23 protein-coding genes and 11 pseudogenes are annotated in these 24290 nt (G+C 67.9%); 12 read left to right on the forward strand and 22 right to left on the reverse strand.

Features of this window, described 5'->3' with window-relative positions; translation table 11 throughout:
• Nucleotides 1-105: 105 nt before the first annotated feature.
• Complete coding sequence (locus ACGFU7_RS40860; RefSeq protein WP_393703135.1) at nt 106-513, forward strand: hypothetical protein; 408 nt, start codon at nt 106-108, stop codon at nt 511-513.
• A 647-nt stretch (nt 514-1160) separates the two neighbouring features.
• Here the strand turns inward: ACGFU7_RS40860 and ACGFU7_RS40865 are convergent.
• From ACGFU7_RS40865 to ACGFU7_RS40875, 3 genes and pseudogenes are all read right to left on the reverse strand, one after another.
• The gene (locus ACGFU7_RS40865) at nt 1161-1757 is read right to left on the reverse strand and encodes an MBL fold metallo-hydrolase (RefSeq protein WP_393703137.1); all 597 of its coding nucleotides are present in this window, start codon (nt 1755-1757) and stop codon (nt 1161-1163) included.
• 186 nt (nt 1758-1943) lie between these two features.
• Entirely contained in the window at nt 1944-2123 is a 180-nt protein-coding gene (locus ACGFU7_RS40870; RefSeq protein ID WP_393703139.1) for a hypothetical protein, read from the reverse strand.
• A gap of 202 nt (nt 2124-2325) precedes the next feature.
• A pseudogene (locus ACGFU7_RS40875) lies at nt 2326-2592 on the reverse strand (hypothetical protein); the annotation flags it as partial.
• A gap of 102 nt (nt 2593-2694) precedes the next feature.
• Here ACGFU7_RS40875 and ACGFU7_RS40880 point away from each other — a divergent pair.
• On the forward strand, nt 2695-3258 hold the full coding sequence (locus tag ACGFU7_RS40880; protein ID WP_393703140.1) for a hypothetical protein: 564 nt from the start codon (nt 2695-2697) through the stop codon (nt 3256-3258).
• Here the strand turns inward: ACGFU7_RS40880 and ACGFU7_RS40885 are convergent.
• Both ACGFU7_RS40885 and ACGFU7_RS40890 read right to left on the reverse strand, forming a co-directional pair.
• Nucleotides 3200-4177 (reverse strand): amidohydrolase family protein, encoded by a 978-nt coding sequence (locus ACGFU7_RS40885; protein ID WP_393703141.1) that lies wholly within the window; start codon nt 4175-4177, stop codon nt 3200-3202. The genes ACGFU7_RS40880 and ACGFU7_RS40885 overlap by 59 nt on opposite strands.
• Before the next feature lie 120 nt (nt 4178-4297).
• Nucleotides 4298-4672: a cupin domain-containing protein gene (locus ACGFU7_RS40890; protein WP_393703143.1), complete on the reverse strand. Its 375-nt coding sequence runs from the start codon at nt 4670-4672 to the stop codon at nt 4298-4300.
• Nucleotides 4673-4791: 119 nt separating this feature from the next.
• On the opposite strand from ACGFU7_RS40890, the gene ACGFU7_RS40895 reads away from it, so the two are divergent.
• The gene (locus tag ACGFU7_RS40895; protein WP_393703144.1) at nt 4792-5289 is read left to right on the forward strand and encodes a MarR family winged helix-turn-helix transcriptional regulator; all 498 of its coding nucleotides are present in this window, start codon (nt 4792-4794) and stop codon (nt 5287-5289) included.
• A 328-nt stretch (nt 5290-5617) separates the two neighbouring features.
• Here ACGFU7_RS40895 and ACGFU7_RS40900 read toward each other — a convergent pair.
• A pseudogene (locus ACGFU7_RS40900) lies at nt 5618-6643 on the reverse strand (MFS transporter); the annotation flags it as partial.
• Between ACGFU7_RS40900 and ACGFU7_RS40905 the strand changes: the two are divergent.
• Nucleotides 6631-6867, forward strand: a pseudogene (locus ACGFU7_RS40905) (helix-turn-helix transcriptional regulator); the annotation flags it as partial. The pseudogenes ACGFU7_RS40900 and ACGFU7_RS40905 overlap by 13 nt on opposite strands.
• A 447-nt stretch (nt 6868-7314) precedes the next feature.
• On the opposite strand, the gene ACGFU7_RS40910 reads toward ACGFU7_RS40905, so the two are convergent.
• A complete protein-coding gene (locus ACGFU7_RS40910; RefSeq protein WP_393703145.1) occupies nt 7315-7977 on the reverse strand; it encodes an alpha/beta hydrolase in 663 nt (220 codons plus the stop codon).
• A gap of 205 nt (nt 7978-8182) precedes the next feature.
• Between ACGFU7_RS40910 and ACGFU7_RS40915 the strand changes: the two genes are divergently transcribed.
• Entirely contained in the window at nt 8183-8419 is a 237-nt protein-coding gene (locus ACGFU7_RS40915) for a transposase (RefSeq protein ID WP_393703146.1), read from the forward strand.
• Between the two features lie 20 nt (nt 8420-8439).
• On the opposite strand, the pseudogene ACGFU7_RS40920 reads toward ACGFU7_RS40915, so the two are convergent.
• Nucleotides 8440-9256 (reverse strand): annotated as a pseudogene (locus ACGFU7_RS40920) (IS5 family transposase).
• A gap of 559 nt (nt 9257-9815) precedes the next feature.
• Here ACGFU7_RS40920 and ACGFU7_RS40925 point away from each other — a divergent pair.
• Nucleotides 9816-10145, forward strand: coding sequence for an antibiotic biosynthesis monooxygenase family protein (locus tag ACGFU7_RS40925; protein WP_393703148.1), 330 nt, complete (start codon nt 9816-9818; stop codon nt 10143-10145).
• A 491-nt stretch (nt 10146-10636) separates the two neighbouring features.
• Here ACGFU7_RS40925 and ACGFU7_RS40930 read toward each other — a convergent pair.
• The 6 genes and pseudogenes from ACGFU7_RS40930 to ACGFU7_RS40955 form a co-directional block, all read right to left on the reverse strand.
• Nucleotides 10637-11559, reverse strand: a pseudogene (locus ACGFU7_RS40930) (TIGR03620 family F420-dependent LLM class oxidoreductase).
• A gap of 222 nt (nt 11560-11781) precedes the next feature.
• Nucleotides 11782-12590, reverse strand: a protein-coding gene (locus ACGFU7_RS40935) for an IS5 family transposase (RefSeq protein WP_393703149.1) whose coding sequence is annotated in 2 segments (ribosomal slippage) — nt 11782-12251 and nt 12251-12590 — 810 coding nt in all. Because the reading frame shifts where the segments join, the coding sequence is not laid out codon by codon here.
• A gap of 620 nt (nt 12591-13210) precedes the next feature.
• Nucleotides 13211-13594: an integrase core domain-containing protein gene (locus ACGFU7_RS40940; RefSeq protein WP_393703151.1), complete on the reverse strand. Its 384-nt coding sequence runs from the start codon at nt 13592-13594 to the stop codon at nt 13211-13213.
• A gap of 23 nt (nt 13595-13617) precedes the next feature.
• Nucleotides 13618-13716 (reverse strand): annotated as a pseudogene (locus tag ACGFU7_RS40945) (hypothetical protein); the annotation flags it as partial.
• A gap of 49 nt (nt 13717-13765) precedes the next feature.
• Nucleotides 13766-14209, reverse strand: coding sequence for a hypothetical protein (locus ACGFU7_RS40950; RefSeq protein WP_393703193.1), 444 nt, complete (start codon nt 14207-14209; stop codon nt 13766-13768).
• 26 nt (nt 14210-14235) lie between these two features.
• Entirely contained in the window at nt 14236-14847 is a 612-nt protein-coding gene (locus ACGFU7_RS40955) for a carbohydrate ABC transporter permease (RefSeq protein WP_393703153.1), read from the reverse strand.
• 81 nt (nt 14848-14928) lie between these two features.
• Here ACGFU7_RS40955 and ACGFU7_RS40960 point away from each other — a divergent pair, with 81 nt between their 5' ends.
• The 3 genes from ACGFU7_RS40960 to ACGFU7_RS40970 all read left to right on the forward strand — a co-directional run bounded on the left by ACGFU7_RS40960 (nt 14929) and on the right by ACGFU7_RS40970 (nt 16212).
• The gene (locus ACGFU7_RS40960) at nt 14929-15324 is read left to right on the forward strand and encodes a DUF2264 domain-containing protein (protein WP_393703155.1); all 396 of its coding nucleotides are present in this window, start codon (nt 14929-14931) and stop codon (nt 15322-15324) included.
• A 157-nt stretch (nt 15325-15481) separates the two neighbouring features.
• On the forward strand, nt 15482-15868 hold the full coding sequence (locus tag ACGFU7_RS40965; RefSeq protein WP_393703157.1) for a hypothetical protein: 387 nt from the start codon (nt 15482-15484) through the stop codon (nt 15866-15868).
• A gap of 5 nt (nt 15869-15873) precedes the next feature.
• Nucleotides 15874-16212, forward strand: a complete 339-nt coding sequence (locus ACGFU7_RS40970; RefSeq protein WP_393703159.1) for a hypothetical protein — start codon at nt 15874-15876, stop codon at nt 16210-16212.
• A 113-nt stretch (nt 16213-16325) separates the two neighbouring features.
• Here the strand turns inward: ACGFU7_RS40970 and ACGFU7_RS40975 are convergent.
• The 4 genes and pseudogenes from ACGFU7_RS40975 to ACGFU7_RS40990 form a co-directional block, all read right to left on the reverse strand.
• Nucleotides 16326-16880 (reverse strand): annotated as a pseudogene (locus ACGFU7_RS40975) (transposase); the annotation flags it as partial.
• Between the two features lie 73 nt (nt 16881-16953).
• Nucleotides 16954-17124, reverse strand: a pseudogene (locus ACGFU7_RS40980) (IS3 family transposase); the annotation flags it as partial.
• Between the two features lie 5 nt (nt 17125-17129).
• A pseudogene (locus ACGFU7_RS40985) lies at nt 17130-17333 on the reverse strand (IS1380 family transposase); the annotation flags it as partial.
• 130 nt (nt 17334-17463) lie between these two features.
• Entirely contained in the window at nt 17464-17991 is a 528-nt protein-coding gene (locus tag ACGFU7_RS40990) for a GNAT family N-acetyltransferase (RefSeq protein ID WP_393703161.1), read from the reverse strand.
• Between the two features lie 1655 nt (nt 17992-19646).
• On the opposite strand from ACGFU7_RS40990, the gene ACGFU7_RS40995 reads away from it, so the two are divergent.
• Nucleotides 19647-20459, forward strand: a complete 813-nt coding sequence (locus ACGFU7_RS40995) for a serine hydrolase (RefSeq protein ID WP_393703163.1) — start codon at nt 19647-19649, stop codon at nt 20457-20459.
• A gap of 363 nt (nt 20460-20822) precedes the next feature.
• Here ACGFU7_RS40995 and ACGFU7_RS41000 read toward each other — a convergent pair.
• From ACGFU7_RS41000 to ACGFU7_RS41010, 3 genes and pseudogenes are all read right to left on the reverse strand, one after another.
• A pseudogene (locus ACGFU7_RS41000) lies at nt 20823-21148 on the reverse strand (transposase); the annotation flags it as partial.
• Between the two features lie 39 nt (nt 21149-21187).
• Nucleotides 21188-21946: an SDR family NAD(P)-dependent oxidoreductase gene (locus ACGFU7_RS41005; protein WP_393703165.1), complete on the reverse strand. Its 759-nt coding sequence runs from the start codon at nt 21944-21946 to the stop codon at nt 21188-21190.
• Between the two features lie 157 nt (nt 21947-22103).
• Nucleotides 22104-22382 (reverse strand): annotated as a pseudogene (locus ACGFU7_RS41010) (transposase); the annotation flags it as partial.
• On the opposite strand from ACGFU7_RS41010, the gene ACGFU7_RS41015 reads away from it, so the two are divergent.
• On the forward strand, nt 22363-22593 hold the full coding sequence (locus ACGFU7_RS41015; protein WP_393703195.1) for a hypothetical protein: 231 nt from the start codon (nt 22363-22365) through the stop codon (nt 22591-22593). The pseudogene ACGFU7_RS41010 and the gene ACGFU7_RS41015 overlap by 20 nt on opposite strands.
• Nucleotides 22594-22621: 28 nt before the next feature.
• On the opposite strand, the gene ACGFU7_RS41020 is transcribed toward ACGFU7_RS41015, so the two are convergent.
• Nucleotides 22622-23260, reverse strand: a complete 639-nt coding sequence (locus ACGFU7_RS41020) for a TetR/AcrR family transcriptional regulator (protein ID WP_393703167.1) — start codon at nt 23258-23260, stop codon at nt 22622-22624.
• A 112-nt stretch (nt 23261-23372) separates the two neighbouring features.
• Here ACGFU7_RS41020 and ACGFU7_RS41025 point away from each other — a divergent pair, with 112 nt between their 5' ends.
• Nucleotides 23373-24290, forward strand: coding sequence for an alpha/beta fold hydrolase (locus tag ACGFU7_RS41025; RefSeq protein WP_393703169.1), 918 nt, complete (start codon nt 23373-23375; stop codon nt 24288-24290).

Consider the following 24290-nt stretch of genomic DNA (forward strand, 5'->3'; position numbering starts at 1 on the left):
CAGTTGCACTCGCGTCACGCATGAAGATTTACCTGATCAGACCCCGCCACGAAGCCGAATCCGGCAGATTGATCACAACCCGATACGCGCCCTAACGAGCTCGTAGTGGACAACCGCGGACGACTCCTCGCGTTCCACGACCCCAAGACGCTGCAGGAACAATGCAACAGCAACCGCTGGGAGCTCATCTGGGGGGAGGAAGACGCTCTCGACCTGGGCGCCGTACGGCGGTGGGTCGAGCACCCTCACCATGACTCAGCGTCGGCAGGGCTGCTGCTGGAAGCGTGGAACTTCTTCGAAGACCTCTCACACAGCCTGAAGGCCAGCCCACCCCTCCCCACGCAAGGAGCGATCCACGACAACGCCTACGAAAAGATCTTCGGCGGCAACGCTCTCGCAGCCGACGGCGGCGAGGAGACCTGGACGGACGAAGAGACGGCAGCTGCATGCGAACTCCTCCGCGCGGGACTGGACCTATGGGAACAGGCCACTTCTAGATCCGATCCCAGCTGACGAAACCCACAACTCTTCCACACACGTCCGCAACGGCAGACCGACGAGGGCCACCAGCCCGCCCACAGCCCACACGAATTCTTCGGAATCCACCGCCCCGGTTACACACGCGGGGCCGCGACCGCGCTTGGCCGATGGCTGCGAGACACAGACAGCTCAGAACACTTCGTCAAAGCCCTCGCCGGCCTGACTGCCGAACTCGGAGCAGACGAGCACTTGTCGTTTATCAGAGACGGCGAGCACGCATGCGCAACTAGCTGCTGAAAGACCCGGATTGGGAAGCAATCGCACGCTGCCTGCCACTACCCGGTCGCGGCGGCGGAACCTACATCGCCTGGGAACAGCCAGCCGCCTCGACGTTCGTCCGTTGCCGCGTGACCCAAGGAGAGCGGAAGTTCTCGCCCTGGAGCATTCAGGGCGGACAGCAAGACCAGATCCTTCCGATTCTCCAGAACTTCCGCTACGTCAAACCGCACCGGCTGCATCGCCCTCTGTTGGACATCCTCACGGCGCTGGCGAAATCGCCTCGCCAACGCAGTCGACGGGGACAAGTTCAAGTCCAGCAGCCTGAACATCCAGGACCTTCCGTCCCTCGGAGGCGGCCGACAAACCTACGCACATCTCGCCGCCGGGGACCTGCGGGCTCCTCAGACCGATTCGCCGGGCCTCAGATATCGGTAGCCGTTGTCGGTCTCCTCGGCGAGCCAGCCGTTAACGCTGCTGAGGCCGCGATCGTTGATCTGGGCGTCGTGAATCGCGAACGCCCGCTGCGGTTTGATCGCCTTGACGAAGTCGATCGCCTCCGCTGTCTTCATCCACGATCCTTGGGCCGGAACCAGGAGCGTCTCGATCGGCTGATCGGGCACGTGAAGCGAGTCACCGGGATGATAGATCGCCTCGTCGAGGATGTAGCCGAGGTTCGCACACTCCGGTTGGCCGCCGTAGATGATCGCATGACGCCCGCCAACCGCCCGTACCCGGAAGTCAGCGACGGTGAACTCCGCGCCGCAGGACACCCCGAGGAACTCCAGCCGTGGAATGTTCGCGTCGGCAGGGGCGTATACCGGCACGCCGAGCCCGGCCAGGCGAAGGACATCGATGTGATCGGCGTGTTCGTGAGTCACCAGTACAGCGTCCGCACCGGTCAAGGCAGCCGGCTCGCTCCACACACCGGGATCGATGACCAGCACCCGGCCCTCGTGTTCCAGCCGTACACAAGCGTGGGTGTATTTCGTGATCCGCATGGCGTCCAAACGTACTGCGGCTGCGCCACTCAGCGCCCGCTGATCCCAGGCTGCACACATACGGCGCCGCCGACCGCAGCGGGCGCACCGAGACTGCGCCGCCCCGGCCCGGTACCTGCAAGCCCTGGAACTCGATGTGTGAGAACTCGCCCCGGACGATCACGAGCCAACCGCCGAGAATGCCCCTCAGCTCGGGGGTTCTTCGCTCGTACGGGGAGTGCTCCGGCCGGGCGCGGCGTCGGCCTCGGGGGCGTCCTCGCCGCGTACGTCCCGGAGCCAGGCGCGTTCCGCGCGGCTGGTGGCACGGGCGGTGAGCATCATGCCCTGCCGGTAGCGCCGCGCGCGACGCGCGGCAGGCCTCTGCATCCTGGGTACAGGGATGGCGGCCCACCTTCGTTTTGAAGGTCGCGATGCCATAGGTGTCCTGGATCTTTTCCGCTTCCGCGACCATCTGGGCGGCGGGGGCGAAGCCGACCATGTGGCTGACGCGCATCCGGTCCGACCAGCCGCCGAGCAGTTCAAGGACCGCCATCCCGGCCGCTTGCCCGATCACGTCCCACACGGCCATGCCGATGGCGGCCTTGGCGGTGGGGTTGTGAACAGTCCGTTCCGGACGCGCATGAATGACTTCGCGTTCCAGCGCGGACAGCCCGGTGATCTGCGGGGCGAAATCTTGTCGATCACGGCGCCGGCCGACTCCTGCCTCTCGCTGTAGGTGCAGGGGCGCGGCGGCGCCTCGGCAGTCGCGACCGAGCACTCGTCGGTGTGCCCACGTACCAGCACGTGATCGGCCACGTGAACCTCTCCGCTGGCGAACCTCAGAAGCCGTTGTCATTCCGATCACGGCCGTTGAGTTTCCACTGGTGAGGAGTGAAGTGCCCTTCGGCAAGGGAGTGCTGGGGCGTCGTGTCGCTCCTTGATCGGGTGGAGGTGGCGGGTGCCGTCGGCGCCGGGTCTGCTGGAGGCGAAGGAGTCGGCCGCGAGGGAAGCGGTCGTGCGGGTGTGGGAGGAAGCGGCCCGGATCGCGGCCGTGCTCGACGAGGCCGAGCGGGCCCTTGAGCGGCTGGTCATCGCCCGTGAAGCGGTGGTGCAGGTGCTGGCCGAACCGTCCGTTCAGACCGTGGACGTGGCGAAGGACAGGGCCGGAACCGCCATGGTGACTGCTGCGGTGGCGGGGTCGCCGGTTCCCCGCGGCAGTGAGCACCTGACCAGTGGGGTCCTCGCGGCGGACTACCAGCGGATCATGTCGGCCCTGGAAGCCGGAGCAGTGGCGGGCAGGGGCGGAATGCGCGCCAAGGAGCCGGCAGCGGCCCTGGGCCTGGAGCAGGTGCCGGCGAAGATCGAAGGGGTGCGCTCGCGGGCGAGACGCCTGTCCGACCGAGGGTGGATCACCCGGCACCATTCCGGGGAGTTCAGCGCTCTGCCAGCGTGCGGCGGGGCTTTTAGGCAAGCCGTGCGGCGAGCTGCGGGAGGAGGGGAAGCGCGTTGTCGGCCTCGATGAGGCGGTGGACGCTGTCGGTGATGCCCGGATAGCCACGCAGACCGCGGGCGTTGGCGGTGATGAGGGGTTCGGGACTGAAGGGGTAGTCGGTGCCGAACAGCAGGTGACTGGGGTCGGCGGTTTCCAGCAGAGTGGAAAGGGAGTGCGGGTTTGCTCCGAGGGCGAGGTCGTAGTAGAGGCCGCGCAGCTGCGCCGAAACGGTGGCGGGGGCGAGATCCGCGCCGGGGGTGAGGGCGGGTTGTGCGGCGAAGGCGGAGATGCGCCAGGCGAGGGCCGGTACGGCTCCCCCGGCGTGCGGAAGGATGATCTTCAGATGGGGGTAACGGGTCAGCGTGCCGGTGTAGATGAGGTGGGTGACCGTACGGGCGACGTCGAAGACGAACTCGATGAGTGGTGCGGGACGCCCCAGACCGGTCTGCGCGAAGCAGACGGGGGCGGTGGGGTGGAGTAGCACGGTGGCGTGGCGTCGGTCGAGCTCCGCCAGGATCGGATCGAGAGCGGGCTCGCCGGGATAGCTGCCGCCGTAGTTGGTTGCCAGGATGACACCGTCGAGCGCCAGCACGTCCAGGGCGTGGGCGATCTCTGCCAGGGCCGCGTCCACGTCGGGCAGCGGCAGGTGCGCCAGAGCTCCGAAGCGGCTCGGGTGCTGCTCGATGACCTGGGCGGCCGCGTCATTGAGACGACGGGCCAGGGCCGGTGCTCCGGCGGTTCCGGCGAGGCGGTGGGCGGTGGGTGAAGGGACCGAGAGCACCTGCGCGGTGACGCCCTGACGGTCCATGAACTCCATTGCTGCGTCCGGGCTCCAGGGCGGGATGGGAATGCCGCCGTCGAAGCTGGTCAGTCCGGCGTCCGCGGCGGCCCTGAGGTAGGCATCGGGCAGGAAGTGGGCGTGCACGTCGATGCGGGTGGTGGCGGTCATGGTGGTCTGCTCCACTCTTCTGCAACATCTTCTGCCCGTAGGGCTGCTTCTTCTCCTCGGTAGGGTCGCTGCTCCGCCGAGGTCCGGCGGAGCAGCGGGTGTCCCGATGCCCGCGTCAATTCACTGGGCCCACGGCGGGGGGAACGTCGAGTCGCCGACCGTGGCCTTCATCCCGGCCGAGGTCACCGCGGTGAGTGTCGCGGGGTTTTCGGCGCAGGTGTTGCGGATCTGCAGCTCCGTGCCGGCGGGGACGATGATCGCGTCGCCGTCCCCCGCGTTGACCTCCAGTCCTGCAACGGTGGCCGAGACCTTGCCGCTGACGACGACGAAGACCTCTTCGCGGTCCATCGCGTGCGCCTCACTGGCCGCCCCCGGGGCGATCTCCAGCGCCCAGATCGCGAGTTCCACGCTCCCACGGGAAGGCACGGCCAGCGGGCGGAAAGTGAAGCCATCGCGGTCGAACACCTTGGCATCGGCAATGGTCGACAAAGGCATGAATTCCTCCAGAAGTGGTCAACTTGACTGACCAGTTTGACGATAGGCCAGGCTCCGAAAAAGGTCAATCAAACTGACTATGATGGTCGAGTACTCATCACCCGCCCAGGAGGGACGCCATGCAGACACACCCTGCCCCGGCCGTCGGCAGTGCGGACCGCAGACCCGGCGAAGTGCCGCTGATGCTCGCGATGGCCTTCCGCGCCATGAGCGACCATCTGCACGCCCGGCTGGCCGAGTTGGGGCGCGAGCCCCTTCGCCCCGCGCACGGCTATGCCTTCCGCTACCTCGCCGACCACCCGGGGGCCACGACGGTCGACCTGGCGTCCCACCTCGGCGTGACCAAACAGTCCGCATCCAAGACCGTCACCGAACTCGCCGACTGGGGCTACCTCCAACGCCACCCCCACCCCACCGACCGACGCGCGCAGGTCCTGCGACTGACCGACCGAGGGCAGGAATACCTGCGGCTCGCCGACCAGTTGTGGAGCGAGACCGAGCAGCAGTGGGCCGAACTCATCGGCGTCGACCGCCTCGACGCCATCCACCACGACCTGCGCACCTACCTGGACCAGCTGCCTGGCGGTCACCCGGCCAGCCTCCGGCCGGTCTGGTGAACCACCCGCCGGGGGCGGCCGTTCACCGTCACGGCCGCTCGGGAGCTACGCTGCCCGGTCCGCGAAGCACTGACCGAGCCCGGCCGGATCAGGTCCCATAGGAGGCAGGAGACACGGAATACCGCTCCTGGCTTGAGATCAAGGGTCAGTCAGGCCCCAGCTCGGACAATGATCATTTCTCCTGGTGGGAAATCCTTGGCCACCTTCCTCTATCGGCTCGGCCGACTGGCGTTCCGGCGACGACGCCTCGTCCTGCTGTCGTGAATTGCCGTGCGGGCCGCCGCCGGTATCGGCGCCATGAGTTCGTCCGGCAAGACCCCGGACAGCTTCACCCTGCCCGGCACCCAGTCCCATCGCCATCGGCGGCGTGTTCCGGCTGTGTGATGGTCGGCGGCTGACTGGTGGCCGCGTCGAGCATTTCGGGTTCGTTCAGGGTGCGCAGGAGAAACCAGCCGAGGGCAGGCAGCGCGATCAACGGTACGAGAGCGGTCTGCAGCGAGGCGGCGTCCGCGATGGCGCCGATGAACGGACTGGCGATGCCGCCGATACTGACGGCCAGGCCCAAGGTGACGCCGCTGGCGGTGCCCACCCTCTGGGGCAGGTAGTCCTGGCCCAGGGTGATGTGCAGGGAGAAAGGCACATACAGACCGGCCGAGGTGAGGGCGACGAATACATAGAGCAGCGGCCCAGGAACGAAGACCACGCCGGCCACGGCGGGGACGGTCAGGACATAGGACCACTGAACGACCGGGATACGGCCATGGCGGGTGGCGAGCTTTCCCCCGGTCACGGTGCCCACCGCGCCACCGAGGTAGAGCACGAACAGCGCCGCCGTACCCGAGACGGCCCCGCCGCCGGTGCGCTGGCGCACGTACAGCGAGATGAACGCACCGAGGCCGACGAAGACGATCGAACGGCACACGATGGCCCCCGACAACTTCAGGAAGGATGCCCAGTCGTCCCCACCGACGGCCCGGTCGGCACGAGCGCCGGCTGTCCCTGCTGCGGGGGACTTGATCCGCCGCAGCGCAGCCACGCACAACACCACGCCGGCGAGGGCGGGGACAACCAGCAGCGGTGAGGCGCGCAGGCCGCCCGCGGCAATGACGGCGGAGACCAGCAAGGGTGCGGCGGCGAAGCCGACGCTGCCGCCGAGGGAGAACCAGCCCATCGCGGTGTGGTTGCCGCTGCTGGCGTTGCGTGCCATGCGTGCGGCTTCCGGGTGATAGGCAGCGACACCGATCCCGGACACGGCGACGAGCGCCAGAGTGAGGGGGTAGGAGACGCTGACCCCGACGAGAGCGACTCCGGCGCCGCCCACCAGCGTGCTCGCCGGCAGCAGCCACAGCAGGGGCCGGTGAGCGCACCCTCAGCCGCCTCTTCCACCGCGAACTGGGCATGACCTTCCCCCAGTGGCGCACCCAGCTGCGGCTCTACCACGCCCTGCGCATGCTCGCCGACGACGTGCCGGTGACCAGGGTCGCCCACCACTGTGGCTGGTCCTCCGCCAGCGCCTTCATCGACGTCTTCCGCCGCGCCTTCGGCTATACGCCCGGCACCCACGGCCGCCGTCGCTGACCTGCTCCGCACCCATCGCGGGTGACCCCGGGCAAGAGACGAAGGGGCGATACGAGGACCTTGCCCCACGCACGACTGCCTTCCGGCGGCGAGCACCCCGTGACGGCTACGCCCGTCAGCGGATCTGAGCTATGCCGATGCGGAGCGGCTTACCATGTCCGTCCAAGGCATCTCAATCGCGAGGGCGACATGACACCGGGTGGCCAAGAGGCGGAGCTGCGGATTACGGCCGATCCCGATACGGCGTCGCCTGCGGACCTGATCCGGTGCATGAAGCACATCGCACTGGCTCAAGGCGTCGACTTGGGCGAGGTACGGACTGCTTCCGGATGGGACGCCGGTGCCGAGGTAGGCACCGAACGGGGAAGGATCATGCCTCTATAGTGGCGGCGGAGTCGACTTGAGATCGGCGATGCAGTCGAGCAGGTGGTCGGTGTGTCGTAGCTGTCAGGCTTCACCGGTGGTGAGATCGAGGAGGTTCCGGGCGGTCCCGACGGGGTCGACGATCTGGTGCAGATGCGCGCCGGGCAGGTGTGCGGTCCGCCAGCCGCGTTCGCGGGCGTCGGTGGACATGCCGTCGTATGGGGGGCCGAACAACAGGTAGGAACAGGGGTGGTCGTCCCAGTCATCGGGGACTGGGACGCGCTGCTCGTAGTAGGCGAGCGGAAGCGTGGGCTGCTCGACAATGACCTTCTGCCGCGTCGTCGGGTCGGAGAACATGGGCGCGATGTCAGCCTCGTCCCACCAGTCGGTCCAGCGCGGCAGCATGCCGTTCACCGCCATAGGACGGAGGAACTCCAGGAGTTCGGGTGGAGCAACGGGGGTCGGTCCGGTGCGGGCCGGTAGCGCGGCGTCGACGAAGACCGAGCCGGTCACCGGATGGTCGAGCCCCGAGCGGATAGACGGGAGGAACAGACCCGCGTTGCTGTGTGCCACCAGTATGACGGGGTGATCCGTCGGGATCTCCCCGAGGTCGTCTCGGACGGCTTTGGCGATCCGGGGCCAGAACGGTGGTTCGCCGGCGCCCACGTGCAGCAAGGACGGCACGCGCACCCGGTATCCCGCGGCAGTCAGCTGTTCGGCCACCGGGTTCCAAGTGGAGGGACCCACCGACGGACTGTGTACGAGAACGAAGATCGGTTGCATGTGAGCATCCTGTCGCTGCACCACCGCCGGTCGCGACCGTCTCGGCTGACGGCGAACACCACGCGGATGAAGCTCACGCGCCACCACCCCCAGAAGTGGATCAAGGCTGTGGGGTGATCACGGTCCGTGGGGCGAGGAGATTTGACAGGTTCAATGGGCCGTTTTGGAGATGCTCCTGCCTCGGGGCCGGAAGCCCGGTCGACCGCCGCAGCACTCCAAGCGCAAGCTGATCAACGGCATACGATTCCGCACGCGAACCGGCGTGCCCCGGCGGGATGTGCCCGAGCGGTATGGCCCGTGGGAGACGGTCTACGGACTGTTCCGCCGCCAGCAACGGAACGGGACATGGCAGCACATCCTCACCCAGCTCCAGACGCGGGCCGACGCCGATGGACTGATCACCTAATCCATTGTTAGGACTGTGTCCTATGTGGTGAGTCGGAGGAGTCGTTTGTAGCAGCAGAGGGTGGCGGCGAGGCCGGGGAATGCCAAGTAGTTGCGGGGGTGGCGTTCGTAGCGGTGGTTGAGTCTGCGGTAGCCGGTCAGCCACGACATGGTGCGTTCGATGACCCATCTTCGGCGGCCGAGCCGTTCGCTGGATTCGATGCCTTTGCGGGCGATGCGGACGCCGATACGTTTCCCGTGGAGCCATTTCCGCAGGTCAGGTATGTCATAAGCCTTGTCGGCGTGTAGCTTGCCGGGTTTATAGTTCCAGCCGCGGTGGGGGTCGTGTCTCGTTTGGAGGCCGGCCACCATGGGCTCATGCCTTGGCTGTCGTGGGTGTTGGCGGCGGAGACGCCGACGACCAGGGGCAGTCCGGCCGCGTCCGACGGGACGTACATTTTGGAACCGGGCCTGCCCCGGTCCACGGGGCTCGGGCCTGTGAGTTCGCCCCTTTTTTAGCCCTCACGTGGGCGGAGTCGAGGACCACGCGGGACAGGTCGAGCAGTCCGCACTCGTCGATACGGTCGAGCACCGCCTCGTGCAGCCGGCCCCAGACACCGGCTCTGGACCAGATGACGAAGCGCCGGTGGGCGGTGGACTTCGAGATCCCGAAGCACGGTGGCAGAGCCCGCCAGGCACACCCGCTCACCAGCACGTGGATGACGGCCGCGAACAGTGTCACATCAGGCGTGTCCTGCGTCCCGCCGCCCTGTGGACGCACCTTCGACGGCGGGATCAGCGGCTTCGCGATCTCCCACAGCCCGTCCGGAACAATCCAACTCCACGTATCCCGCCCCATGAACAGCCCAATGAGCGATCACCACATAGGACACGGTCTTAGGCTGGCCACCGACACGCACCCCGATCGTCCCGTGCCTCCGATCGGGGGATCAGCCTCTATCCCAGGAGTTTCGCTCTCCCCTGCTCAGACATCTCAGTGAGAATCACCCCGGCAACGAAGTGAGAGTCAGCAGCAGCTCGGCGTCCAGCCGCTGCCCGCCCCCAAAGAAACACCGGCGAGGGCCCGCAAGGGCGGCTCTGGGCCCTTCGAGCGGGGCTTGGCAGCCCTGCGACCCATACGGGCTCCCTGACCGTCCCCAGAGGGAACGTAGAAAACCCTCCCGGACGGGACCGAGGTCAAGCTCGGAGTGTTTCTGTCGAACACGAAGTCGAGGCGCGCCAAGTTCACCGCCGACAAGCTCAACAACTCGCCGACCCCGGACTCGACTGGGCGGCGTAGCTGGGCGGGCACCGTCACGTGCCCCGGCACCGGTCCCGATCCGGTCGGCGCCCCGCGGAACCACGTCATGCACGAGCCGCTCCTCATCCTGTCGGCCGCCGTGCGGCAGGATGAGGCCATGAGCGTAGTCAAAATCAACGTACTGACCGTCCCCGCCGAGCAGCGGGAGACACTGGAGAAGCGCTTCGCCTCCCGTGCCCATGCCGTGGAAAACTCCGACGGGTTCGAGTGGTTCGAACTCCTCCGCCCCGTTGAAGGCACCGACAACTACCTCGTCTACACGCGGTGGCGTGACGAAGAGTCCTTCCAAGCCTGGATGGAGGGCCCCATGAAGACAGCCCACCAGAGCGATGACACGGAAGGCAGCGACCGCCCCAAGCCGGCGGCGAGCGGGTCCACACTGTGGTCCTTCGAGGTCGTGCAGCAAGCGGCGCCGACATGCGCGTAGACAAGACGTCGCGCGAACAGTTTCGGCAGCGCCTTCGGATCGCGGTACCAGCGGATGGAGGACTTGAGCGACCTGGTCCGGTGTCGGGCCTGTCGTCGGTGAGGCATCGCGGCCCGCAGTACCCCTACCAACTGGACCAGCCGGGTAGGGATCCGGTCCAGCACAAACGACGAAAAGGCCCATAGGGTTTTAGAGCCACACTCGGCGCCCCTGGGTGGGTGAACCATACTTCGACCCCTGCGAGCCGCGCGCTGCTGCGGGAGCAGCACGCGCCGGCCGAGGGTTTGATCGTTGTCTCCTACTTCCTCTGCCACCGTGACGCCTACTGCTTCGTGCTGACCTCCGATGGCAAGCCGCTGCGGATGCATCGCGTCTCGCCGTCACACCGGCGAATACGCCACGACCACATCCGTGTCCGGCCCACTTCGCTGTACCGCGTGCTGCGGTCCGGAGCGGCGGAGCGCTTTCGAGCCCGGGGGCGGGGCCACGGATCAGCGGGGCAGGACGGGGGCGAGCAGGCGCAGGTCCTCCAATTGCCGGTCGAGTGTCTGCGCGATGGGCTGCACGGCGACGTGGTCGGCACCGGCCCGGTAGTGCGCCCCAATGTGCTCAGCCAGCGTCTCCGGGTCGCCCCACGGGACGACCGCGTCGATGAGCGCATCGCTGCCTCCGTCTTCGAAGTCGGAGTCGGAGAAGCCCAGCTCGCGCAGGTTGTTCAGATAGTTGGGCAGCGACAGGTACACGGCTGCGTACCCGCGGGCGGCGGCTCGCGCCCGCTCGGGGTCGGTGTCGACCACCACTGCTTGCTCGGGGGCGAGGAGGGGATCGGGGCCGAGGGTCTCCCGAGCCCTGCGGGTGTGTTCGGGCGTGACAAAGTAGGAGTGGGCCCCCTGGCCCCGCGTCGCGGCGAGCTCCAGCATCTTCGGGCGCAGCGCGGCGAGCACGCGCGGCACCGGCTCGGGCAACGGCGCGTCGACGGGCGTCGCGTCCATGGCATCGAGGTACGCCCGCATGGTGGACACCGGTTTGCTGTAGTCGTGCCCTCGGCCGCTCACCATCGGCAGGTGGCTGACGCCTAGGCCCAGCACGAAACGGCTTTGCCACGCTTCGGAGAGCGTCCTGGCGCCGTTGGCCGCGGCGGTCGCGTCGCGTCGTAGATGTTGGCGATGCCGGTCGCGATCATCAGGCGCCGGCTTGCGGACAACAGGACGGCAGCATGGGTCAATGCTTCCTTTCCAGTGGGGCCCTCGGCGAACCACAGCGTCCCGTAACCAAGTTCTTCGATGACGGCGACGGCACGCCGCTCCTCGTCCGCCGCCACCGCGGACAACGACGAGAGCCACACGCCCGTGCGGCCCAGGCGCTGTTTGAAGGCGGGCAGGTCCACGGGAGTGGGAGGGTTTTCTTCAGTCATGCGTGTGCTCCTAGCTGTCCTTAGAGGTGCTCACGAAATGGGAGTCCGATCAGCTCGCCGTCTGGTGCGTGCGATCGCAAGGCGCCGGAAGGCCCTCGCAGGGGAACTACGAGCGGTATTTCGGCAACCCGGCGCGCAGGCACCCCCAGCGCTAGCGGGGGAAGTGTGTAACAGACGTTGCGAGCCGGGCGTCCATTGTGTGAGCACCTCTTACTGATCGTTTCAGAATGAGGTTCGGAGTCGTCTCAAGCAGATGATGCTGCAGGAGAGTTGGGGTAGGGCGAGGTGGAGTTCTGTGCGTGTCTCGTAGCGGATGCGGAGTCGTTTGAACTGGTGGAGCCAGGCGAAGGTGTGCTCGACGACCCACCGTGTCTTGCCCAGGCCGGAGCCGTGCGGTGTGCCGTGGTGGGCGATCTTGGGTGTGATCCCACGGGCCCGGATCAGACGGCGGTACTTGTCGAAGTCGTAGCCGCGGTCGGCGAACAGCCGCCGAGGGCGGCGGCGTGGCCGGCCACGCAGGCTGCGGATACGGGGCAGGGCGTCCAGCAGCAGCATGAGCTGAGTGACTTCGTGACGGTTTCCGCCGGTCAGAGAGACAACGGGCGGAGTGCCGTGCCGGTCGACGATCAAGTCGTGCTGGCTGCCGGGCCGGGCCCGGTCGACCGGCGAAGGTCCGGTGTGAGCCCCCCTTTGAGTACCCTGACGTGTGAGGCGTCGATCGCCGCGTCGTCCATCTCCAGCAGGCCTTTTCTGCGTAGTTCCGCCAGAAGTACCTCGTACAGACGGGGCCATACCCCGGCCTCGGTCCAGTCCCGCAGACGCCGCCAGGCCGTCACCCCACTGCAACCCACCCGCTCTGCGGGAACATCCCGCCAGCTCACGCTCGTGCACAGCACGTAAACAATGCCCCGCAGAGCGGCCCGGTCATCCACCGGCAACCGACCGGGATACCGACGCCGCCTGGGCGGCCGGTCCGGCAGCAGCGGGGCTATACGCTCCCACAGGTCATCAGGCACAAGATCAGCAGACACCCGGCAGATCATGCCGACACAACACCCAACTGCCAAGCCAACACACCGAACTCATTCTGAAACGATCAGTAAGTCTGTCCTGGCGGTCTTGGTGCTGTCATGCGAAGTGGGCCCTGTGGTTCTGGCGTCTCATTGCGCGGCGCGCCCTTACCTGTGCGTGCGTCGGCGACGTGCCGACGCCGAGCTGGTGACGCCGGTGGCTGCTTCGCGTCCTGCACCCGGTGGATTGCCGCGGCGCAGGGGGCAGCGCCGCCGAGGCAGAGGCGTGAACGCGTGGCGGCCAAGGGGCGAAGACGTCGGGCGCCGGAGTGGACAGTGCGTCGAGACCTGCGGCGGCTGGCGGATCTCATGGGCGCCCGAACCCCCGGTCCGGCAGCGGCAGGCCTCCGTCTCCTCGAACATTTCGCGCCGTTCTCGCCGTCCGAATCCCCGGTCAGGTCCGCAACCACTCCCTGTGCGGCGGCCCCGGCAACCGGTCCTCGCGGCGCATCGGCGTGCTGCGCGTACCGGCAGCCGAGGCGGCTCGGCGTACGTGCACGGCAAGCTGCACACCGGCACTCCGGTGCGGGTCCGGGGGCCGCGCAACACGGGGCTTCCGCCTTGACCGTGAACACCGGTTGTCATGCGGCGATGGTCAGCGTAGTTGATCTCTGTTCGAAGGTGACGGGCGCGAGGCAGCCGATCGTGGAGTGCTTGCGCTTGTGGTTGTAGAAGCCGAGCCGACGGAAGGCGGTGAGCCGGGCGGCCCGCTCGCTGGGCCAACCGCATCGTCCGGGCAGGATCTCCCGCTTCAGCGAGGCGAAGAACGACTCGGCGGCGGCATTGTCGGCTGAGGTGCCGACCGCCCCATGGACCGGTGGATCCGGCTTTGCGACAGACGTCGGCGAACGCCTTCGAGCCGTATTGGACGCCGTGATCGCCGTGGCAAGGCCGCGATCTCTGCGTCCTTCCCCGAGTCCCCAACGGCCTCGGGCCGCACGGCCCTGTCCGCGGCCTTCACCCACTGCCGCAGCGTCTCGTGGTTCACCCCGAGCTCGTCAGCGATGCGCGAGACAGGACGGCCCGACGAACGCACCAACGCCACCGCGTCGGCCCGGAACTCCTCCGGGCACTTGTAGGTCCCCACCTGGGCCTCCTCTCCCTAAACTCAAGATTCAGTGTCGAGGTGTCCACGATCAAGGTGGAGGGCCCCTCCCGGCCCCGGACAAGGCACTGGCCGCCGAGCTCCGACGCCAGCTGCAGGATCTCGACCTCGTCGCGAACCACGCCAAGGAACTGCGCCACTCGAACTTGGGGGGTCCGATCGGCACCTCGGTCCGGCTCCGTGTGGAGTTACGCACTCCCCTCTCCAGCCGCGACTGACCGGCCGGGGCATGGCACCTGCCAGCGCGTGCGCCGTTCGGCATCGGCGGCCCGGAACCGGTAGGACTCCTTTCCCGTCTGGATGAGCGTGCAGCGGAAGGTGATGCGGTCCGCGATGACGCGCAGCGCGTGGGGTCGCCGAACGTGTCGTCCCACTCAGCGAACGGGGAATCGGTGGCCACCACGGTCGCCTTGCACACCTCCCACTCGGTGAAGATCTGGAACAGCAGCTTGGCGCCCTTCTTGTCCAGGTTCAGGTAGCCGTCCGCACCCCCGCCACGCCCTACTCGCGCACCGCCCCCGAGAGCATCCCGCGGATGAACTCGCGCTGGAAGAAGAGGTAGAGCAGCAACACGGGCAGTGCGATCAGTACGGCGGCCTCGGCCAGGAGGTTGGCCTGGACCCCATAGCGGGTGGAGAACACACCCGGGCCGAGGGGCAGCGGCTGGTGAGCGGGGTCGGAGACCAGGATCAGGGAGAGGAAGTAGTCGTTCCAGGTCCACATGACGCGTAGGAGCACGAAGGTGATCACGGCCGGGCGGATCATCGGGAGGTGGACGCGCCACAGTTGGGCCCAGGGGCCCGCGCCGTCCAGCTCCGCCGCCTCGGCGACCGCCGACGGCACCGTACGGAACGCCGCGCGCATCCAGAAGACGCCGAAGCTGACGCCGCGTCCGACGTGGGCGAGCACGATGCCGCGGTATTTGTCGGTGAGCCCGTTGGCCAGGAAGTCGTAGTAGAGGGGCACGATGACGGTCTCCGTCGGGACCATCAGACCGAGCAGCAGCAACGGGAACAGCCACCGTTCGCCCACTACCCGCAGCACGCCAGAGGCGTAACCGCTGCCGACGGCGAGCAGGGTCGACAGCACAACGGCACTGCCGGTGGTGATCACGCTGTTGAGCAGGTACCGGCCCAGACCTGCCTGTCGCCAGGCGGTGGCGAAGTTCCCCAGCCCAGCTGTCCGAGATCGATCGTGCCACTGGAATGTGGACTGGGCTGGCACGGCCCGTACGAGCCGATCGTGCAGGGATATTCGGGGACAGCATCGCCGTACTGGGCGAGCAAGGGGTTCGTCGGACTGCTGCTGCCGCCGGACCACCCGGAGTGGACGCAGCCGGAACGGCCGGCCCCGTACGAGACCGCCGATGCCGTCACTACCCTGCCCGGGCCCGGCTGGCTGGTGCAGTCCACGGCTGCCGACGGTCTCGTACGGCTGCACAGCCACGGCAGTCATGGTCAGGCCCTGCCGCCCGACCAGGCCGATCCGCTCTACGCACGCCTCGCCCACTCCAGGGGCACCGGTCCGACCACGCCCGGCGCCGAGCCCGACAACCACTTCGGACCGCTGGTCCAAGTTGCCGAGGAATAGGGGCAGTTGACGCGGCGCGGCCCCCACAGTCCCCTCGGCTCAGGCCCCGGCTGGGCGGCCTCCGTTCACCGGCCGCTCCTCGGCAACACGGAGCTGCCCGGTGTCCGCGTGACCTCGGTGACGCTCGCCCGCGGCGCCATCGAGGTCCGGATCCACCGTGTCGTCGGGGCCCCGCCCGGACAGCGCCGTACGGCAGTCCGGCTGGGCCACGGACTCGCACCTGGTCTCCGAACTCCATCCCCTGCACTGCTTTGACGGGGAAGTGACGTCCGTTGCCTCGGGCAGCACGGCGTACACCGAGAGGAGCTGGATGCCCGTCGTCACGGGCACGGTCGATGCCGGGGAGGGCGACGGGGTCTTCGTATGCCTCGCCCGCCTGTCGGGCGAGGCGACGGCGCAACCCCTAGATGCCGACGTGCTGGTGATGTGTGGGGCAAGGATCCGGATCGCATGGCCCGAGGGCGATGTGCAGCACGTCGTCCTCGGCAAGGACAACGTCACGGTCACGGGCACCGCCACCACGGAGGCGGGGACTGGCCGCTGACCGCCATGGCCGTCCCCGACCCTGCGCCCCTACTGCACACTCCCGTCGAAGAGCACCGAGTTGCGCAGGGTGTCGGAGATCGCGCCGATATCCGTGCCCGGCATCCATCCGAGGTCCGCGACCTGGTGGTCGTTGAGCGAATGGTCGTACAGGGCGACGTCATCACCACCGAGAAGCGGGAGCGCGGTGCCGGCGGCGAAGATGCCAACGCCGCAGTAGAGGACAACGGGCGACTCATCGTCCTTGAGGACCGTGCCGACACGCTCAGAGAGTTCAGTGCGCGCAGGAATCAGTCGGCGGCGTCTAGCCTCGCCGTTTCGGTTGGGCTGAGGCGGCTGCGTTGATCATCAACTGTTGGGTGGTCGAGGCGATTGTGTTGCCTGGGCGTGGTGGAGTCCCGGCGCAATGGTCGGGTTCTCCAAGTCCTTCGGATCGTGGGTGGGCGGGGGGCCGCAGGTCAGTCAACCGGTCGGGACAGTGCGGCAAGGCGGTGGAAAGCCGTGGTCAGTTCGTGTCTCCAGGGCCAGGTCGCCGAGATCCGCAGGCGGAGGCGGCGTCCACCGCGGGTGAGGCGGGCGGCAGCGTGTAGCAGCCGGTAGCGAAGTCTCTTGGGTTCGGCGGCGGCGAGTTCGCCATCCAGCAGGAGGACGCGGGCCCAGGCGAGGAGATCGATCGCCGTGAGGCTGAGTTCGAGCCAGGTGGCGTTGACGTCGAAATGGCGGGAGGGGAAGCGGCCGAAGCCAGTGTTCTTGCCGCACCGGATGTGGTCCTCGACGGTGGCGTGTCCTCGGTGGCGGACCTCAAGGAACTGTGCGGAGCTGCCGCCGGAGTAAGGGGTATCGGTAAGGAATACCTGGTGCCGCAGGCCCTCGTCGTGGTCGAACAGGGACAGTTGGGCGCCGGGGTGCGGTCGTTCGCGCCGCACGGTGATGCGGGTGCCGACCGGGTAACCGGCGAGGTCGACCATGCCGGTCAGTTCGGCGACCTCGGCGCCGTCTCGCAGTGTCCCGTTCTGGTGCAAGGAGGGATGCCAGAGAGCTTCGGGCAGTGAGCGGGTCTGCTGCAGGGTTGGGTGACAGGTTTGGTCACGCGGCCAGGAGGGCCGGTGTGGTCATGACGGTTTCGTATTCGACGGGGGTCAGCCGACCGAGTGAGGCCTGTCTGCGGCGTCGGTGGTAGGTCCGCTCGATCCAGGTCACGATCGCGATCCGTAGTTCCTGGCGGTTGGCCCACTTCCGTCGGTCGAGGACATTCTTTCACCGCCGTCGGCGAGCATCACCGCGAGATCGGTGGCGGTCCGACCTGGATCGTGCCCGGCGCCACGCGGTCGCAGCGGCCTGAGCGCAGTGGAGTAGGCGGTGGTCGGACCGGCGGCATCGGCAAGATCCGCCAGCAAACGTGCGCCCGCGTGCCCGACCGCCCCCGAACCGTCAGTGGAGACGTGGAGCTTGGGACGAGAACCGATACCCTGCGCGCAGAAAGTGCCTTCCGCTTGGACCGACAGAACCCCTCGACAACGTTCATCGTCCCAGCTCAGAAGGCACTGTCGTATTTCCTCCCCGCTTCCGGCCTCATCTCAACCGAAAACGGCGAGGCTAGTCGCCGAGGACCCGCTCCCACAGCAGCCCGTCCCGCCAGCTCCCGTCGAGAAAGATCGAGGAGTGCGCGACGCCGTACGGGCTGAACCCGTTGCGGCGCAGCACCCGCTGCGACGGCAGATTCTCCAGATTGGTGGACGCCTCGGCGCGGTGCAACCCGAGTTCGTCCGTCATCACCCGTAGTACAAGCCCGACGGCGTGCCCGGCGTGCCCTTGATTCTGGGCGACGCTGGCGATCCAGTATCCGACGGAGCCGCGGCGCAGGTGCGGCTGCGGCAGGATGCCTCCGACGGTGACCTGCCCGATCACCTGGTCGTCGGCGAGCACCACGCCCGGCCAGACCGCACCGGCCCGGTATCCGGCCAGCAGGCTGTCTATCCGCTCCGCCTGGCCGTCCGGGGTGAAGAAGTCGGCCGGCTGGGCCGGTTCCCACGGCCGGAAAGCCTCGAAGTCCCGCACCCGATGCGCGGCGATCGAGGCGGCGTCGGTGGGCTCGATCAGGCGGATCCTGGTGCTGCTGCGCATGGGTTGACCCTCGTCGCGGTGCGTCGGATGAGACGGCCAGCCTATGCGAGGGTGCCCGCGCCGCCGCGACCCTGCGCCCGCCGGAGGATCGAGTCGATCGCGCAGCTCGTGTTCTCGATACCCTGCACGCAGAAAGTGCCCTCCGCTTGGACCGACAGAACCCCTCGACAACGTTCATCGTCCCAGCTCAGAAGGCACTGTCGTATTTCCTCCCCGCTTCCGGCCTCATCTCAACCGAAAACGGCGAGGCTAGGAGACCACGTCCTGCCGAACCTTCCGCACCAGGAACGGCGATGACCTACGGTCGGCCGGAGCGCGAAGTCAGGAGGTGGTGACCGGTGCGGGGGTGGGCTGTTCGGCCTCCAACTTGCGTACGAGCGGCAGCACGCGCTTGCCGAAATGCTCCACTCCTTCCAGGTAGCCCGTGGCACGACCCGGACGGAATCGAGATCCTCCCCGGCTTCAGCGCCCTCATCGGCTCGACCGAAGCCGAAGCGCGGGCCCTGCAGGACGAGTTCAACGATCCGACCCAGCCCGCGTACTCGCTTCATCTTCGCCGTAGCCTCAGCTGCGTGGAGCTTTCCACGGAGGACCTCGACAAGGAGTCCCCACCGCCCTCCTCCCCACCGGGGGCGAACGGGTCGAGAGCAGCCGCTATCAGGTGGTGGCGGACATCGTCCCCCGTGAGCGTCCCACGGTGCGTCGGCTCCTGCACCGCCTGGCCGGGGCACGCAGCCACAAGGTCGCCGCCGGAACGCCCGAGCAGGTCGCGAACCACACTCAGAAATGGTTCGAGAGCGGGGTGGCCGACGGCTTGGGCATCATGCCGCCCCACCTCCCCCAGTGGCTTCGAGATCTTCGCCGATCACGTCGTCCCGATCCTCCATAAACGCGGTCTCTTCCGCACCGAGTGCACCGCGACCACCTTGCGCGAGCACCATGGCCTCGCCCGGCAGGGGTGCGGATTCGGCACCGTGGCCGTCGCTGCCGAACAGTCCGACGCCACTCCTCCCCCGGACGACGTGTCACATCCGCCCCGCCTGGCAGAGCCGCTTGGCCCGGCCTCGGGATGACCGCGCCAAACCGCTTCCTCGGTGGAGCTGGGAACGAGGCGGCCGGCCGTGGGATCGGACGCTCCCGGAGGGGGCCGAGCATGCTGAGCATCAAGATGCGCCCCGTCGGGCGCACCCACGCAATCGCCGGCAAGACGTGAGCTGTCCTGTCGCCTCGGCGGTCGTGGGGGCGCCGCTTCAGGGGCCGTCAATTTGGCGAACATCACACGTCGATGAAATTCCCATATCGGACATTTCACCCCCAATATTCGAAATACCCGTCTCCGGGCCACGTATGGTCGCCGTTGGCATATGAATTCCTGGGATCCGATCCGGTACGGCTGAGCCCCGATTCCCATTCATCGATTCTCCGCCGCCCGAACAGATGCCAGGGCGGCAACCTGCTGCAGCCCACTTCTCTGAGCGGTTGTAAGCACTCACAGCGGGAGCCGACTCCCAGCCGGCCACACGAGGTCCGGCAGAGACCTCCGACACACAGCGGGACAGGACGCAGCCTTCATGTATGGATCACGCATATTGACCTGCTCGCGGCGCGGTCTGGCCACTGCCCTGGCCGCAAGCTCATTGCTCACCGTATTGACCATGGCTGCCCCAGCATCGGCCGGCACCGCCAGTGCCACGGCGGGTGGTTCGAAGGTCGTCTGCACCTCAAATAAGCCGGGCCTGGCCTCCGAGCTGTCCCACGACATAGCCGGTGCTCTCAACGGACGACAGGGCACATCGTCTCTGGCCCTGTACGACCGGATCACCAAAACCACCTGCGAACTCAAGGCCGACACGCATTTCGACTCCGCCAGCGTGGTAAAGGTTTCGGTGCTCGGAGCACTGCTGCGGCAGGCCGAGGAGGCCCACCGGAAGCTGACTCCGCGGGAGGTGAAACTGACCACCGCCATGATCACCAAGTCGGACAACGACTCGACCTCCTCCCTCTGGCACCAGATCGGTGCCGCCGGCTTCAAGAAGTTCCTCGCTCTGGCACAGATGCGGCACACCGTTCCCGGTCCCGGTGGAAGCTGGGGCCTCACCCAGATCACCGCTGGAGACCAGCTTCGGCTGATGCAGCTGCTGACGGCGCAGAATGCGGTGCTTACCCCCGCCTCGCGCAGCTACGCTCTCGATCTGATGAATCACGTCACGCCCGACCAGAGGTGGGGGGTGCCCGCCGGATCGCCCGCTACGGCAACGGTGCACGTCAAGAATGGCTGGCTGCCGCGCACCACCAACGGATGGCGGGTGCACAGCGTGGGCGCCTTCACCGGCGGTGGTCACGACTACGGCATGGCTGTCCTCTCGACCGGCAACCGCACCATGGACTACGGCGTCGTCACAGTCGAAAGAGCGGCCCGCGTCGTCCATCGCGACCTGACCGCTGCGGGTTCGACGGCAAGCCGTTGACCGGAAAGCCCCGGGTCCAGCTGATGCTCCAGGCATCGACTACGACACCTTTCTGATGCATCGCGTCCACGGGGAGAGCGAGCGGCTCGGCCACGCCCGCGGCATCCTCGATCTCCAGGGCCCTCCCCCAGCGCGTAAATGACTGCGCTCTCGGGGGTAAAGCACGCCGTCGTCCTCAACGATGGCGAAACAGCGAGGGCTGCGATGTTCGTCTGCGGCAAAGCCCGGGCTGAGCACGAACCAGACCCACTTCCGAACCACTCCCGCCGTCGACGACGTCAAGGACGGACGCGTACAAGCAGCCCTCTCCGGCCGTTCCCTGATCGCCCCGCTCATCGCTCTCCGGGAAACCCGCCCGGCGCCCCGGGGCCGCTTCGCTCCGGCCGCCCGCACCCAGTCCCGCAGCTGGAGAAGCGGGATGAGCTGGATGACGTCGTTGCGGTTGCCGCCCGGTCAGCGACACCGCAAGCGGGATGCCCTGGCCGTCGGTGAGGACGTGGTGCTTGCTGCCGGCCGTGCGAGGTCGACCGGGCCGGGGCCGCTTTGGGGCCGCGCCGAGCGGCCCGGACGTGGGAGGAGTCGATCACCGCCCGAGACCAATCCAGCTGCTTGGCCGTACGCAGCTTCGTCAGCAGCACCGCATGCAGCCGGTCCCACACGCCGGCCTCGTTCCAGCCGGCCAGGCGCCGCCCGGTTTCGGACGCGACCGGCGGCAACTGTCCACGCGTCTACGGGAAGAACCGGCCCGCGCTCGGGTGGTCCTGGGCGCCGTCCACGCAGATGTTGGTGCCGTTGACCCCGCCGGCGCGGGCCGACAGGAGGAAGCACGCCACGTCCGCCACTTCCTGCAACTCGACCAACCGCCCACGGGGGAAGTCGTCGCGGGCGAAAGCCTCGTACTGCTCCGGTCGGTTGTCCCGGAACCAAGCCCAACCCCCGCCCTCGAACATCACCGAACCCGGACTGAGCGCATTCACCCGGATGTTGCGCGGGCCCAGCTCCTGGCCGAGTGTGGCGGCGAGGTGGATCTCCGCCGCCTTCGCCGAGGCGTACGACGACTTGGGGCCCGGCTTCCACCCCGTGATCGACGCCACTATGAGCGCGCTGCCGCCGCCGCGCCGCTCGAAGTGCGGCACCGCGGTGCGGATGGCGTGGGCGGCATGCAGCACGTTCAACTCGTACGTCCGCAGCCAGTCCTCGGGCGTGGAATCCAGCAGCCCACCCCCGTACGCACCGCCGGCATTGGCCACCAGCAGGTCGAGCCCGCCCATCTGCTCGGCCGCCTCGTCGACGGCCCGGGCGAGCGCGTCCGGATCGGTGACGTCCGCCTGGATGCCGGGCAGTCCCGACTCCTTCAGCCTTTCCGGATCCCGTCCGCAGACGGTGACCGACGCCCCCTCTTCCTGCAGCACCCGGCCGATGGCCAGCCCGATGCCGCTGCTCCCCCCGGTGATGAAGGCTGTCTTCCCCGCAAGTCCTAGATCCATGGCGGCAGCCTGTCAGCAGACGCCGACACGATCAACCCACTTGATCCCGCGGCCAAATGCCCGCATCTCGTCCCCGACTCCGACCAGGAAGGCAGCGAGCGCCGCGACATCGCGGTGCCGGATCCCGCCCAGCGGGTCCTGCTAATAGGTCCTGACAAAGGCGTTGGACGTGGCGGTGAGTGGTGAGGCAGGTGGCGAGGCCGAGGAAGGTTTCGTGGATGTCGTCGCGTCGTTCCCATCGGATACGGAGTCGGCGGAAGCCGTGGAGCCGGGCGATGGTCCGCTCGACGACCCAGCGGTGGACTCCGAGTCCGGATCCGTGCGGGACGCCGCGGCGGGCGATCACCGGTTTGACACCCATGGCCCAGACCGGACGGCGGTACTTGTCGTGGTCGTAGCCGCGGTCGCCCAGCAGGGTGTCGGGCCTCTTCGCGGGCCCGTTGCGGATGGCGGACATCGGGCCGCAGGTGGCGCTGTCGCTGCGCGAGGACTTCGTGGCCTTGGCCGACTTCCGGCCGCAGGAGCTGCACGTGACGGAGGTGCACGGGCTGGTCGACGAGGATGCCGGTGCGGGCGGCAGGCGCTCGGCCCGCTGCGCGCAGGTCCACCAGCAGCCATGTGCGGGCGCTCTCAAGCCCGTTCCATAAAACTTGTGCCAGAACCCGAGAAATGTCGTCACTCGCCCGTCGGTCGAGTCAGGAGGTCGCGCTCACCGCCTTGGAAGATGCGGTCCAGGTGGTGGTCCAAGACGGCGGCGGCCGACTCGGGGCTGCGCTGGCCGACGAGGATGCCGGTGCCGAGTCCTGCGGACATGGCGAGCAGACCGGCCGCCTCAAGTCGCGGGTCCACGCCGGGCCGGAGCAGATCAGCCTCCTGTGCCTGCCGGAGGAGTTCGGTCACGGTGTCCTCGGCGACGTCGGGGTCCTTGATGAAGGGCTGGGCGGCGAGTGCGGGGTCGTTGACGGCCAGCATGGCGTATGAGGTGTACACGAAGTGGAAGGTGCGGCTCTGCTCGTCCGTGGGCAGGGCCGCCATCAACAGCGCCTCGATCGTGGCGCGCGGTCCGGGGCTGCCCCCAGCGTTCGCGATCCGGGTGGCGACCCGCTCCCCGAACCTCTCCGTCAGGTGCTGCAGCCCGAAGAGCAGCAGCTTCTCCTTGGTCTCGAAGTAGTACTGCACCAGCCGCAGTGACACGCCTGCCTCGGCCGCCACATCGCGCATTCCCAGGGCATGCAGCCCGTGCCGCCCGGCAACCCGGACGAGCGCCTCGGCGATCTCGGTACGGCGCTCCGCATGATCCACGCGCTTGGGCATCGGCCTTTTCTCCGCTCGTCGTTTCGCTGGTATGCCCCTGCCGGGACCCGTTGATGGTACAGCGGTACCACCATGGTGGTACGTTCGTATCGCAAAGGATCTGAACCCGGAGGTGCCTGTGCCCGAAACCGCTGCCCGTCCTCAGACTGACGTCGGCCGCTACGTGAGCAACGCCTGGCGTGACCGCTACTTCGCGGCCTGCAACGCGGTCTACGCCCTGGGGGCGCCGACACTCGCGGAACAGGACTTGGAGACCTCCTTCGGCACCACGCACGTCTACCGCTACGGCCCCGCGGACTCCACCGCCCGGTCCCGCACCCCCGTCGTCCTGGTGCATGGGGCGGGCTCCTGCTCCGCCATGTGGTATCCGAACACACCCGCCCTCAGCGCCGACCGCCCCGTCTACGCCATCGACACCCCGGGTGACCCCGGCCGCAGCGTGCAGCGCGAACCCATCCACCAGCCTGAACGGGCCGCGCAGTGGCTGGACGAGACGCTCGCCGGGCTCGGGCTCGACCGCGTACACCTCGTCGGCACCTCGTACGGCGGCTGGCTCGCCCTGAACCAAGCGCACCGCATACCCAGCCGCCTCGCCTCGGTCACCCTGCTCGACCCCGGCGGCCTGGAGAAGGTGGGACTGCGCTTCTTCGCCTGGATTTTCGCCAGTCTCTTCGCCACCTTCGCCCCCAAAGCGCTCCGTCCACGACTGGCGGCCTGGCTGGAGCAGCCGGTCCTCATCGTGCCGGAGCTGCGCACGATGATCAGGACAGCCGTCCGCGCCTACCGCGTACGCCGCCCGGCTCCTGCGCCCCTGGCCGACGACGAGCTGGCCACCATCCGCACGCCGCTCTACCTGGCGCTCGGCAAGCGCAGCCTGCTCGTGCACCCGCAGCGGCAAGTGGAGCGCGTGCCCCGCCTGATACCGGGAACCCGGGCAGAGATCGTCTCCGGCACAGGTCACGGGCCACAGATCGACCACGCGGACGAGGTCAACCGCCGGATGCTGGACTTCATGGACTCCGTCGACTGA

This window comes from Streptomyces sp. NPDC048473 (assembly GCF_043200155.1).
Lineage (GTDB): Bacteria > Actinomycetota > Actinomycetes > Streptomycetales > Streptomycetaceae > Streptomyces.

Coding starts and splice junctions, on each gene's coding strand:
- ACGFU7_RS40870 (WP_393703139.1), bottom strand. CDS start 2,123: ATGCAGAGGCCTGCCGCGCGTCGCGCGCGGCGCTACCGGCAGGGCATG.
- ACGFU7_RS41020 (WP_393703167.1), bottom strand. CDS start 23,260: ATGCCCAAGCGCGTGGATCATGCGGAGCGCCGTACCGAGATCGCCGAG.
- ACGFU7_RS40890 (WP_393703143.1), bottom strand. CDS start 4,672: ATGCCTTTGTCGACCATTGCCGATGCCAAGGTGTTCGACCGCGATGGC.
- ACGFU7_RS40865 (WP_393703137.1), bottom strand. CDS start 1,757: ATGCGGATCACGAAATACACCCACGCTTGTGTACGGCTGGAACACGAG.
- ACGFU7_RS40885 (WP_393703141.1), bottom strand. CDS start 4,177: ATGACCGCCACCACCCGCATCGACGTGCACGCCCACTTCCTGCCCGAT.
- ACGFU7_RS40990 (WP_393703161.1), bottom strand. CDS start 17,991: ATGCGCAGCAGCACCAGGATCCGCCTGATCGAGCCCACCGACGCCGCC.
- ACGFU7_RS40995 (WP_393703163.1), top strand. CDS start 19,647: ATGGCTGCCCCAGCATCGGCCGGCACCGCCAGTGCCACGGCGGGTGGT.
- ACGFU7_RS40915 (WP_393703146.1), top strand. CDS start 8,183: ATGCTCCTGCCTCGGGGCCGGAAGCCCGGTCGACCGCCGCAGCACTCC.
- ACGFU7_RS40925 (WP_393703148.1), top strand. CDS start 9,816: ATGAGCGTAGTCAAAATCAACGTACTGACCGTCCCCGCCGAGCAGCGG.
- ACGFU7_RS41005 (WP_393703165.1), bottom strand. CDS start 21,946: ATGGATCTAGGACTTGCGGGGAAGACAGCCTTCATCACCGGGGGGAGC.
- ACGFU7_RS40970 (WP_393703159.1), top strand. CDS start 15,874: ATGGCCGTCCCCGACCCTGCGCCCCTACTGCACACTCCCGTCGAAGAG.
- ACGFU7_RS40895 (WP_393703144.1), top strand. CDS start 4,792: ATGCAGACACACCCTGCCCCGGCCGTCGGCAGTGCGGACCGCAGACCC.